Annotated in this window: 15 protein-coding genes; 7 read left to right on the forward strand and 8 right to left on the reverse strand. The window is 39.2% G+C overall.

Features of this window, described 5'->3' with window-relative positions:
• The 5 genes from HWQ39_RS06585 to HWQ39_RS06605 form a co-directional block, all read left to right on the forward strand.
• Positions 1 to 1,054 (forward strand): methyltransferase (locus HWQ39_RS06585; RefSeq protein ID WP_292842813.1); only part of this gene is annotated, 1,054 nt, incomplete at its 5' end.
• Between the two features lie 85 nt (positions 1,055 to 1,139).
• The gene (locus HWQ39_RS06590) at positions 1,140 to 2,186 is read left to right on the forward strand and encodes a methyltransferase (protein ID WP_292842815.1); all 1,047 of its coding nucleotides are present in this window, start codon (positions 1,140 to 1,142) and stop codon (positions 2,184 to 2,186) included.
• A gap of 112 nt (positions 2,187 to 2,298) precedes the next feature.
• Complete coding sequence (locus tag HWQ39_RS06595; protein WP_292842817.1) at positions 2,299 to 3,336, forward strand: sucrase ferredoxin; 1,038 nt, start codon at positions 2,299 to 2,301, stop codon at positions 3,334 to 3,336.
• Between the two features lie 13 nt (positions 3,337 to 3,349).
• Positions 3,350 to 3,670, forward strand: a complete 321-nt coding sequence (locus tag HWQ39_RS06600) for a hypothetical protein (protein WP_292842819.1) — start codon at positions 3,350 to 3,352, stop codon at positions 3,668 to 3,670.
• 311 nt (positions 3,671 to 3,981) lie between these two features.
• On the forward strand, positions 3,982 to 4,206 hold the full coding sequence (locus HWQ39_RS06605) for an MbtH family protein (protein ID WP_292842821.1): 225 nt from the start codon (positions 3,982 to 3,984) through the stop codon (positions 4,204 to 4,206).
• Positions 4,207 to 4,468: 262 nt separating this feature from the next.
• Here HWQ39_RS06605 and HWQ39_RS06610 read toward each other — a convergent pair whose 3' ends face one another.
• The 5 genes from HWQ39_RS06610 to HWQ39_RS06630 are packed head-to-tail and all read right to left on the reverse strand — an operon-like array spanning position 4,469 to position 9,127.
• Positions 4,469 to 5,854, reverse strand: a complete 1,386-nt coding sequence (locus HWQ39_RS06610) for an EH signature domain-containing protein (protein WP_292842823.1) — start codon at positions 5,852 to 5,854, stop codon at positions 4,469 to 4,471.
• 13 nt (positions 5,855 to 5,867) lie between these two features.
• Positions 5,868 to 6,533, reverse strand: a complete 666-nt coding sequence (locus HWQ39_RS06615) for an OmpA family protein (RefSeq protein ID WP_292842825.1) — start codon at positions 6,531 to 6,533, stop codon at positions 5,868 to 5,870.
• Positions 6,511 to 7,902, reverse strand: a complete 1,392-nt coding sequence (locus HWQ39_RS06620; protein ID WP_292842827.1) for a hypothetical protein — start codon at positions 7,900 to 7,902, stop codon at positions 6,511 to 6,513. Before HWQ39_RS06620 ends, HWQ39_RS06615 begins: the two co-directional genes overlap by 23 nt.
• A gap of 57 nt (positions 7,903 to 7,959) precedes the next feature.
• Positions 7,960 to 8,859 (reverse strand): MotA/TolQ/ExbB proton channel family protein, encoded by a 900-nt coding sequence (locus tag HWQ39_RS06625; protein ID WP_292842829.1) that lies wholly within the window; start codon positions 8,857 to 8,859, stop codon positions 7,960 to 7,962.
• Between the two features lie 25 nt (positions 8,860 to 8,884).
• Entirely contained in the window at positions 8,885 to 9,127 is a 243-nt protein-coding gene (locus tag HWQ39_RS06630) for a hypothetical protein (protein ID WP_292842831.1), read from the reverse strand.
• A 100-nt stretch (positions 9,128 to 9,227) separates the two neighbouring features.
• On the opposite strand from HWQ39_RS06630, the gene HWQ39_RS06635 reads away from it, so the two are divergent.
• On the forward strand, positions 9,228 to 9,497 hold the full coding sequence (locus HWQ39_RS06635; RefSeq protein ID WP_292842833.1) for a hypothetical protein: 270 nt from the start codon (positions 9,228 to 9,230) through the stop codon (positions 9,495 to 9,497).
• On the forward strand, positions 9,494 to 9,745 hold the full coding sequence (locus HWQ39_RS06640) for a type II toxin-antitoxin system RelE/ParE family toxin (RefSeq protein ID WP_292842835.1): 252 nt from the start codon (positions 9,494 to 9,496) through the stop codon (positions 9,743 to 9,745). Before HWQ39_RS06635 ends, HWQ39_RS06640 begins: the two co-directional genes overlap by 4 nt.
• 107 nt (positions 9,746 to 9,852) lie before the next feature.
• On the opposite strand, the gene HWQ39_RS06645 is transcribed toward HWQ39_RS06640, so the two are convergent.
• The 3 genes from HWQ39_RS06645 to HWQ39_RS06655 all read right to left on the reverse strand — a co-directional run bounded on the left by HWQ39_RS06645 (position 9,853) and on the right by HWQ39_RS06655 (position 11,850).
• Complete coding sequence (locus HWQ39_RS06645) at positions 9,853 to 10,275, reverse strand: hypothetical protein (RefSeq protein ID WP_292842837.1); 423 nt, start codon at positions 10,273 to 10,275, stop codon at positions 9,853 to 9,855.
• Between the two features lie 68 nt (positions 10,276 to 10,343).
• Positions 10,344 to 11,030: a hypothetical protein gene (locus tag HWQ39_RS06650; RefSeq protein WP_292842839.1), complete on the reverse strand. Its 687-nt coding sequence runs from the start codon at positions 11,028 to 11,030 to the stop codon at positions 10,344 to 10,346.
• A gap of 91 nt (positions 11,031 to 11,121) precedes the next feature.
• Positions 11,122 to 11,850 carry a Uma2 family endonuclease gene (locus HWQ39_RS06655; RefSeq protein ID WP_292842841.1) on the reverse strand — a complete coding sequence of 243 codons (729 nt, stop codon included), beginning with the start codon at positions 11,848 to 11,850 and terminating at the stop codon, positions 11,122 to 11,124.
• Positions 11,851 to 11,876 lie beyond the last annotated feature (26 nt).

Genomic DNA, 11,876 nt, shown 5'->3' on the forward strand with positions numbered 1-11,876 from the left:
AAAGATTATGGTTTTATCAGAGTTTAAACCTAGCACAGTTCAGTCTCCATTAGATGTGGATCAATGGATAGATGCCTACCGAGTTTCGCGGTGTATCTATGTGATTGCAAAACTTGGCATTGCCGATTTGCTCGAAGATGGTTCTCAGCACTGCGATACTTTAGCTGCTGCGACAAATACCCACAGCGATCCGCTTTATCGAGTCTTAAGATTTCTGGCTGCGATCGGAATTTTTGCGGAGACACGACCTCGATGTTTTGAACTGACTCCACTAGCAGATTCTCTGCGGAGCAATGTTCCAGGCTCAATCAGGAGTACAGCAATCATCCGGGGTGAAGAATATTACTATAAAGCCTGGGAAAATTTAATGTATAGCGTGCAGACGGGAGAATCTGCCTTTGAACATTTGTATGGCATGGATTTGTTTGAGTACTTTGAGCAAAATTCTGTTGCTAGAGAATTGTTTCATGCCCATGCTAATGTTTATATGCCAAAAGAAGAATCTGCTTCATACTTAGAGGCTTATGATTTTTCATTAATTAGCAAGCTAGTTGATGTTGGTGGTGGCACAGGTCAGTTGCTTGCTGATGTCCTCGAAGCTAACCCCACGATGAAAGGAGTGTTGTTCGACCTCCCAAAAGTGATTGACCAAGCTCAGGATTTGGATGAATTAGTATCTGTTAGCGATCGCTGTGAACTGATCGGGGGTAGCTGTTTTGAGGCGATTCCAGAAGGAGGAGATGCTTATCTACTCAGGAAAGTTCTTCATCTCTGGGATGATGAGCAAGCAATCTCCATTCTTAAGCGGTGTTATCAAGCCATGAAAGAACAAGGGCGATTGTTAGTGATTGAAAACGTAGTACCCCCTGGAAATGAGTTTTCTATAAACAAGTTAGAAGATGTCCACATGTTAGTAATGTGCCCTGGTGGACGCGAGCGTACTGAAGGCGAGTTTCAAAAACTGTTTGAATCTGCTGGGTTCAAACTCACTAAAATTATCACAACAAAAACTGATTTATGCATCATTGAGGGAGTTAAAACAGCTATTAATTAATACTGCTGCAACTTTTTTAAGTTATGACAGACCGTAGTTCTGATGCAATGATTCTAAAAAGTTTGAAAGGAATTTAGAAAAGATTATGGTTTTATCAGAGTTTAAACCTAGCACAGTTCAGTCTCCATTAGATGTGGATCAATGGATAGATGCCTACCGAGTTTCGCGGTGTATCTATGTGATTGCAAAACTTGGCATTGCCGATTTGCTCGAAGATGGTTCTCAGCACTGCGATACTTTAGCTGCTGCGACAAATACCCACAGCGATCCGCTTTATCGAGTCTTAAGATTTCTGGCTGCGATCGGAATTTTTGCGGAGACACGACCTCGATGTTTTGAACTGACTCCACTAGCAGATTCTCTGCGGAGCAATGTTCCAGGCTCAATCAGGAGTACAGCAATCATCCGGGGTGAAGAATATTACTATAAAGCCTGGGAAAATTTAATGTATAGCGTGCAGACGGGAGAATCTGCCTTTGAACATTTGTATGGCATGGATTTGTTTGAGTACTTTGAGCAAAATTCTGTTGCTAGAGAATTGTTTCATGCCCATGCTAATGTTTATATGCCAAAAGAAGAATCTGCTTCATACTTAGAGGCTTATGATTTTTCATTAATTAGCAAGCTAGTTGATGTTGGTGGTGGCACAGGTCAGTTGCTTGCTGATGTCCTCGAAGCTAACCCCACGATGAAAGGAGTGTTGTTCGACCTCCCAAAAGTGATTGACCAAGCTCAGGATTTGGATGAATTAGTATCTGTTAGCGATCGCTGTGAACTGATCGGGGGTAGCTGTTTTGAGGCGATTCCAGAAGGAGGAGATGCTTATCTACTCAGGAAAGTTCTTCATCTCTGGGATGATGAGCAAGCAATCTCCATTCTTAAGCGGTGTTATCAAGCCATGAAAGAACAAGGGCGATTGTTAGTGATTGAAAGCGTAGTACCTTCTGGAAACGAGTTTTCTTTTAACAAGTTAGCAGATGTCCACATGTTAGTGATGTGTTCTGGGGGACGCGAGCGTACTGAAGGCGAATTCCAAAACTTGTTTGAATCTGCTGGGTTCAAACTCACTAAAATTATCCTAACAAGAAGTGAATTCTGCATCATTGAGGGAGTTAAAACAAATATTAACTAATAGTGAATAAGCTATAGGAATCGTATTTGATTTTTGAAAAAACTCATCCCTGTTCCCTGCCTACGCAACTAAGTTCAGGAATAAAATCGGATTCCTATAGTAAAAATATATTATGCAAACTCAACATACTCATAAACTCCTCACAACAGACTGTCGTTTTTGCTCATTGGTTTCTAAAGGTAATGGAGAAGACCCAATTGGCACAGCCGGTAATTGTGACCATTGGTTGATTATAGAAATTCCCCAACCTTGGTCGCAAGAAATCTATGAGGAAAATCCAACTCTCAGTTCATTGATGGGTTTATTCGAGGAGTTAATTTTTAAGCATGGAGTCAAGTTGAAACCAATGCTAATTGCTCCTGACCGAGAGTACTCTCATCCTGGCTTAACCCGTGTTTTGTACTACTATCGTCCTGCAAAGCTGTTTTCTCAGTTTGAGAAACACGAATTTCTTGTTCCAGAAAGCGAAGCTGCTGCTTTAGTAACTGCAATATTCAAGCAGTTAATGCAAGAACCAAACGATTTATCGCAATTTCAGCAATATCAACAAGAAACGAGCCATATTCGCGAACTAATGGTTTGCACCCATGCTCAAGTAGACCTTACTTGTGGCAGATTTGGTACTCCTATATATCGTCGATTACGTAAGGAATATGCTCCTGTTTCCCACGGAAAGTTAAGAGTATGGCAAACAAGTCACTTTGGCGGTCATCAGTTTGCTCCTACATTAGTTGATTTACCCCAAGGGTGCTTATGGGGACACTTAGAGGCAGATGTATTGGATTTACTGGTCAATCGAAATGGTTCAGTCTCCGGTTTGCGTCAATACTACCGAGGATGGACAGGTTTAAGCAAATTTGAGCAAATTGTTGAGCGCGAAATTTGGATGCAGTCTGGCTGGAATTGGCTTGATTATTTAAAAGCAGGAAAAGTGCTAGCTATAGAAGAAGTTGCTGAAGGACAGGATGCTAATTGGGCAGAAATTTGTATTAATTATGTCGCCCCTGATAGCAGTACATCAGGTGTCTATGAAGCCAGAGTTGAAGCCTGTGGTGAGGTTATGAGTGCATTGAACTCAGCAAAAGAGATGGAGTTAGAAGTAGTAAAACAGTATCGCGTAAGCCGTTTAGTCAAGAATCAATCAATTTAAATGAGGTAACACTATGGCAACAATGGGAAAATACTGCAAAGCATACTCACTTCAAAAATTACGTCATTTTAACCAATGGACTGAGAATTCCGAAAATACGAGGAAAGAAAAGCAAGAAGTAGATGGTAAGGAAGTTGAAGTTAAGAGGGTGCTAACTGATGATGATTTTCTATATTTACAAGACAACTATATAATCACAGATGGGATTTTCAAAGATGAAAATCTAATTTTTGACAATATAACTCCCGAATGGATAGACTTTTGTAAAAATATTCTTCTATTTGAGGTTCCTGTTTACGAGCCTGTGAAGGTAGAAGCATCAAGAAGTCAATAGATATAAGTAGGTAAGCACGAATAAACCTGGCTATATAACAAAATGTAAAAAGTCCGAAACCCTTGCGATTGAAATGCTCCGCTCGCAATGACATAAGTATTAAGTCGGACATTATATAATCCAATACACTTGGGTTAGTGTCAAAAATCTTAAGTTGTGTAGGTTGGATTGAGAAATAAAATCCAACATCTCCAGAGCTTTGTTGGATTGCGCTTTGCTTCACCCAACCGACAATTTTTCAATAAAGCCAAGCGTATTGTGATATAGCCTTACAACTTTTACTAACCATTATTAATTGACTGGAGAAACAAATGTATCAACAAGAAAAAGAAGATACTACACTTTATAAAGTCGTAGTCAATCACGAAGAACAATACTCTATTTGGCCTACCGACAGAGATAACCCTCTTGGTTGGAAAGATGTAGGCAAAAGTGGTTTCAAGCAAGAGTGTCTTGAATATATTAAGGAAGTTTGGACTGATATGAGGCCTCTTAGTCTCAGAAAAAAAATGGAAGAAACTACTAGTCAAACCTAATTACTGTTGCAATACGCTTGGTGTTAGCCATAAAAAGCTTAACCTGCGTAGATAAGGTTGAGCATAAGTGTTACCCAACATTCATTGGAGTGTTGGGTTTCGTTCTTCAATCCAACCTATGATTTTTTTGCTGAACTGTATTATGATACGATCAAAGTCACAGTTAAATCTAAGCACTCAAAGATAATAACAAGCATTCTTATATTGAAATAAGTCGAGACCCATTATTGTGCATCAGTAGTCTCTATTGAAATTCCTAATATCACACGTAAACTTGATATTGCCGTTCCAGATATTGAATTTCTCTTTTCCACCGCCCAAGCCTGTTTTCTCGCTGTTGTAATTGATCTGCTGTCGGGTTTCTGTATGGTTCAATACCTGGATTTGGGTTAATTCCCTTATTTGCAAGCCATTGGCGGCAAAAAAATTGCCAAAGAAATTCATGATCATGCTTATCACCACCCAGACAGCGAATGCGTTTGACTGAAAGTGTAGATTCACCAAAAAGGATTTGCTGATTTCTGGAGTTTTTCATAAACAGGCGGGTCTCACTACCTCTTCCACGAAAGAATTCGACTACAAACCACTCGCCAAAATCAAATATACAAACCTCTGTCGGGTCGCTAGCATCATCTTCTAATAGATCAACATCACCTTGGATTTGATACCCTATGGCAATTTGTGATGTCGTAGGTAACAAGATGCGAAGCCGTTCAAAGCGGTTACTGTAACTAGCCCAAAAATCTCTGCGACTACATAGCCGATTTGACTCGAAGTTTTGCAAATCGAGCTTGTTCAATATGAGATTTACTAACTTTTGGAAATCAGCATAATTGATACCTCCAATCCACTCTCGAAGTCTTTGCCTTGCTGGATCTGAAAGTTTATACCACTTTTCACCATTTCTATAGTTATCTCTCAACCAATCAACCAGTAAAGAATGATTACTAGCTATATCATTGGAAACATTAGTTAGTAAATGATTAACAGCCTTTATTTGCTGACTATCTGACATTACATCCAAACAACTTAACAGCCATCTTACTTGCTGCTGATTTGGAGAGCGAATTGTAGTAAAATAGGGAGATATCTCTTCTATAAAATTGCTGAATATTGGAATCCAAACAGGTAAATATTCTCGGATGTTGTCTAGCAATTCAGTTCCATTAATACGCTGTTCACAAGCAATTTTCGTTAATTCTCTACCTGCTTGTGTACTCCGAAACGCCCGAATAATTTGAACTGGTAGCAGGTGACTAACTAAGTCAGAATTAGCAAAGATATCAAAAGATTCAGCTAAAGACTGTGCTAACACCTGTTCTTGCCAATCACCATAATAAAGAGCTAAACGCCACAATAGCTGATGTTGCAACCATGAGTTAGAAATTGCTACCTTCCAAATGGCTGCTGATGTTTTCCTGCATCGGTCAAGATTTTGCTGATCCCACTGTCCTTTAGCATGGATGCAGTAAATCCAGTCCAACTTACTTACTTGATCAGCTTTACCCTGTTCAATAGCTTCCAATACTTTATCAACACTTGGTATTGATATTGTTACATCTGGTAAGTTACTTGCAAGCCGAATAAGTTGATTAGGCCTACACTGAGGAGTTTCAGGTAGGGAAGGAATGGAAAACTGATTATCCAATGTTTTAGCTCCTTTAAAGAGAGGTTTTTACGATATCTTTCTTTAACTCATCACTACGAAACTGAAAGCGGAAAACTACTTTGCGATCGCTTGGATTATCACGTTTCTTGTCAGATTCAATTTCTCCACGACCAGCAGCTAATATTTTCTGGCTTAAAGGTGCTTTGGTAGGAAAATTCATATCATAAAAAATGTAGTTGTAAACTGATGCTGATCGCAACAAGCTTAGTTGTAGATTGGTTTTATTGTCTCCATCTGAGCTAGTATGACCTTCTATAACTACGCGGCTAATTTCCTTCTCAAATTCTGGTTTAGAGAAAATAACACCACTGTAAACAGGAATAAAGCTGCGTAGGAAGGCTTTACCTTCTGGTTTAAGTTCTGTACTTCCCTTGGCAAAAAGGATTGATTCTTGGATACTGATATCCCCGGTTTCTGGGTTGACTTTAACATTGATATTGTTGCTTTTCATTTGTCCGACAACATTACCAATTACTACCCGTTTTGGTGCATCTTTTTGTGCAAGCTGGAGTAGTGTAGTGATAAATAGCAATGCAAAAAACATAAGTAAACTAGACATCATATCGGCAATAGATAGATAGATACTAGAGTCATCATCCTCTACAATCTCTGCATTAATTTCACCTCTGATAAAATCATCCATGATTACTTCCACCATTACCAAACTGGCGGTTATCATGGGCAGCAACTAAAACTCTTGCTGTCTCTAGTAAACCTCCGCAAACTCTAGCCATAGAAGTATCTGCTTGTTGGAAAAAGCTTTGCTGTGAGTCAACAGTCCTTTGCATAGAAACTTCAAGATGACTCTGCCAAGAGTGAAGGCTATTGTCAAATTTTTCATTCAAATTTCTGTATGAATTGTCAACTATGTTTACTTGCTTGGCAATATCAGTAGTAAGATTTGCTAGTTGTATTAGTCGTTGTGAATCGTTTAATCCAGCCGCAATAACTAATTTGTTAATTTGTTCGACAGATGTCTGAATTTTTGTCATACTTCCGTCTACTTCTTGAGTCAATTTACTACGTCTTTCAAATTCCTCTCTGAAGACTTGATCGAGATTGTTCACAACCCCAGATAATCCTTCCTGTTGTTTGCCTAGTGTCCCCTCAAGTAAGTTGTTTTGTTCTTGGAAAAACATTTGTAAATTTGTTTGATATTCTTGCCTAAATCTGGTCAAATCTTCCTCTACTGTTTGGCGGGTGGCTGTGAGGGTTGCGTCGATATTGCCTAAGGTAGCGAGAAGATTATCCTTCGCATCATTCATCAATCCAGAAGCTTGATCGCCCACTGCTTTTAGAGTATTAGTTTGCTCATGAAAGGTTTTATTTGCTTGGGTGAGAATTTGGATAATTCCAGTGCGAGTAGCTTGAAGCATCTGCTGTTCTACTATTGCGCGTTCTTGTAGCGCTGTTTGCAGTTCCTCTCGAATTCCTCGGAAGGTAGCAGCAGCTTGCACTGCACTTGCTTCAAAAGCACTTCGCTGTGCTGTCATTCCCTCGATACTCTTAACTACACCTCGATTAATTTCGTGGGCTGTTTGTTGTATAACTCCCGTAGTTTCAGTTTGGAATTGACTCAAAGTTTGCCCCATATTGTTAGCAAATCCTTGAAGCATCTGCTGTTCTACTGTTGCGCGTTCTTGTAGCGCTGTTTGCAGTTCCTCTCGTATTCCTCGGAAGGTAACAGCAGCTTCTACTGCACTTGCTTTAAAAGCACTTCTCTGGACTGTCATTCCTTGGATACTTTGGTCTACCGCTCGATTAATTTCGTCTGCTGTTTGTTGTAAAACACCTCTTGTATCTGTTTGGAATTGATTGAGAGTGTCTCCCAGATGGTTAGCGAATACTTTGAGTTCTACCAAAGTTTCTTTTTGAAAGTTCTGAATTGTCAGGATGGAACTTGCCAAACTTTGAGATATACCACCCAATTCTCTATGCAGAGTCAGCACAGCTTCGGAAGCTTGTTGGGTTAACTCTGCACTTTTATCTAGTCGATCTGCAATTGGTTCAAGTACCTGAACTCGCATATCCTTAATGAGTTCTTCTAAAACTCTCTGTCCCTGGTTTTCTTGAAGTTCTCGGAGTTATTTCTGCTCTTTGAAAATTGCTTCTAAGGCTGGAAATATCTGCTGACGCACGGCTAGACCAATCGCTTGGGCTGATAATTGATTTAACCCGGCAAATTGTTCTGCTATGTTCTTACCTACAGATTTACCAACGGCTTCAGCACTGAGTTGATTTAACCCGGCAAATTGTTCTGCTATGTTCTTACCCACAGATTTACCAATGGCTTCAGCACTGAGTTGGTTTAACCCTGACAACTTATCTCCTACACGGATAAATGCCTCAACTAGATCACCGTTGTTATTGTCTGTTGTTTTCAAAGTTGCGATCGCCTTCAATTTCTGACGCAAACTATCACGTCGTTTCTGACGTAACGAATCACATGCAAACAAAACTAGAGTAAACAAGCTACCAGAACCAAGCCCCATCATGGAAGTAGAGAAAGCTGTTTTCATTCCCACCAGTAGCTCTTTACTAGCAGTTATCAGTTCCTTGGTATCTTCTGTAGATAAATTGATTCCTTGGAGTCCCTGTTGTATACCGTAAAAGGTTCCTAAAAGACCAATGGCAGTACACAAGGTTGTCACGAAGCGTAGGGAACTACGAGGTATTGGGTGGGCTAAGACAGATGGATACTTTATAAGTATGAAGTTACGATCTTGTTGTCTGAATTTATTAGAGTCATCAGTTCCTAGATGATCTTTTAACCAGGAGCGAACTTTGTTTGAAAGCTTTACATTTTTACCCTTTTTAAAATTATTCAAAAATTTAATCGCGGCTTCAGTTGTGCCACACTCTGAGAGCCAATACTGCCATAATGTATAAAGCTCGATAATAATGGCGACTATCAACACAAAAGCAACTGCCCAATGAAAAAATTCGTTATGCCAAATAATGTTCCAAAGTTTTGCAATTTCCACGCTGCACCCCTCTTGTTTATCTTGGTTATATCTTTTTGAATTGCTTTAATTCTTTATCCGTAAGAACTTCTTCAGCTATCCGTATTGGCAGATGCTCTGCATACAGGCGTTCTCCTATAGGTTCTCGGAGACGTAAGCTGTAAACTGGTTCACTTTCTGATTGTTTATCCTCAATTAAATAAACCTGTTCTGGTGCATAGCTTCGCAACAAACGCACCTGCAAACAGGTTTTTAAATCCCGTGAAGAAATAGATAGGGTACCTACCAATTTACTTGGTCAGATTAGATGAACGTACAAAACGCATTTATATTTTGGCTGGACAAAGCTTTGAAATAGAAATATTACCAAATGGGAGGGTAAGATATTTATGACTAAGGCAAATTTTCAAGGGATGACCAAACAAGAGTTAAGAGCTTATGTGTTGGAACATCGAGACGAGCAAGAAGCTTTTTATGCATTAACAAATAAACTTATAGAAGAACCAGGAATTGAAATTACCTCAACAGAGCAGATGTATGAGCTAATTGAAGCAAGGTTAGATGAGGCTGATGTAAGAGATGCTTTTACAGCACTAGAGGAAATTGCAGGGCTGGGGACAATAACCTTTGAAGACATTAAAATGGAGCTAGGGATATGAGCTACCAAGTAGCATTAGCACCTTCAACTGTGCAGAAAATTACAGAATTGGACTCAGAGGTGCAGCAACGACTAGCACAAAAGTTAGAGGAACTATCATTAAATCCACGTCCAGAAGATGCTCATCCATTGAAGGATACTGAACGGTTGTATAAGGTTCGTTTGGGTCAATACCGCATTATTTATCAAATTCAGGATCAACCCTTACTACTAACAGTGATAAAGATTGCACATCTCAAAGATTATTAAAGCTTATCTGGAAAAGCGATCGCCTATATCCTACTCAATCGCAACCAAAATAAAACATGAAAACCCTTGAGTTCACAATTTACTCTACCACTACGCAACTAAAAATCTCACAGAATATCTGCCAACTTTACCAGCAAACTATTTGCTAAATCTGTATCAACACTATTTTCTTCACTAATTAACAAGTGCCTCACAGCAGTTAACCTGTCATGGTTTTCAGAAATTCTCCAAGATTCTTCTAAATTTACTGCAAAATCAAACAGCGATCGCTCTCCTAAGTGCTGTCTTACTTTCACTGCTACACTATCATTACTTACCAAAAATTCTTTGATCGTATCTAATTGAAAATTACCCAATATTTCGTCATGTCCCCACGTTTCTAGCCAGTCTCCATCCACATCTTCAACGTAAATATTGACAAAATCAACCCCATAAGTTAACCAGTTCTGCTGCATTTGTCGCGCTGTTGCTAAAGCTTCAGCAAATGTATCTACTTGATTGTTGCAGTGAGTTTCTCTTTTGTTAGCCATAAAAGCTCTAATTAGCACGTAAGTATGTAGGCTAGAACACAAATCTGAAATATCAAATTCCTGAAATTTCACGAAAATTTTAAATATTTGCCACCAGAAAGGTAATCACTGTTATACAGGGCCACGTTGACTAACTGGTTTACAAAATTAGCATCCTTGGGGTTGTAGCTTAAGAACAACCCTCTTTCGATTTCCCACGATCGCAGTGTATTTTGCCAAGCTTCGTACTTTTGGTGATTAAGTTCTTCACTAACACTTGTAACTTGAATGCACAGTGGTTGATTATTACGACTAACAATCAAATCTGTTGCCATCGAAAGGTCGGCAATATAACGCTGCCAAAAACTACCTTCTCGCTGAACTATATCTTCGGCTATTGATCTAATAATATCATTATCGACCTGATTAAATTCGCCTGCCATCAATTTTTGTTTCCAAATATAAAACTTGGAGTCACTTGCATTGATCCATCTGGGAAAGAGATAACCATACCAATATCTCTCGATCGGTGTCATTAACTCGAACTTTGCTTTTTGTTCTTCTAAAGGTAATGATTTGATTATCAGCCATATTGTAGAATCTGTAATAACCTCTAGCAGAAAGGCAATGACAAAGGGTTTTGCAGTCAAGGAACCTGGTTTAATGTTCTTTACCCAACGATTGATTTCATCTAATCTTCTCGCTAAATTATGATCTACCGAGGAGGCTTGCTCGATAAGGGACTTTAGCTTATCCTTAATCTCTTGTGCTTGCAAACGATGCCCTACTTTCAGAAGATAACTCTTTTTTTACACACTTTCAACTAAATCTTAACCCAAAATGTCTTTAGTTAATTTCCTAATGTCATTAAATATTCTCTAGGTCGATGCCCTGTGTACGTAAAACCTCCCGCAGTCGAGCAATTTCTTGCTCTGCTCTTTGGGCACGCTTTTCTGCCTTTTGGGCACGTAAACGTTCTTGTTCAGCCAATTCCTCTGATGATAGTATTAATTGATTTTCAGTAGTGAAGAATCTTAATTTACCTTCATAAACTCCCAAATAAAGTTCTAACTGCTGACTCCACAAACGTCCATCAGTGGTTACTTGGATTTCTTGATACTTACCATCAACTAAATGAAATCCCTGAAGTTCGGTTGTTACAGGGTCAAACCAGAAATAATCTGGTGTACGGAAGGTATCTTGGTAAACTTGTTTTTTTAAACCTTTATCGACTGCTGTCGTTGAACTTGACAAAATTTCCACAATCAGATTTGGATATTTGCCGTCTTCTTGCCAAACTACCCAACTCTTACGGTCTTTTTTTTGGGTTCCTAAAACTACAAAAAAGTCCGGGCCACGGAAATGTTCTGATTTTTTTTGGTTAGGACTATAGTAAATTGTCAAGTTACCAGAAGCATAAAAATCTTGCCGTTCTCGCCACCACAATTTAAGTAGGTGAATCAGCAAATCGATTTGTTCTCGGTGTAGGTCACTTTCCAAGGGTGGTTCGTCACTCAGTATATCCCCAGAAGGAAAAACCACTTCCTCTTCTGAAATATTATCAGAGATGATTTCTAGGGTAGCAGGTTCAGACATCAGCGATCGCTCCGCAATTTCGGTTC

Origin of the sequence: Nostoc sp. NMS8, from assembly GCF_017115045.1 — a bacterium.
GTDB lineage: Bacteria > Cyanobacteriota > Cyanobacteriia > Cyanobacteriales > Nostocaceae > Nostoc.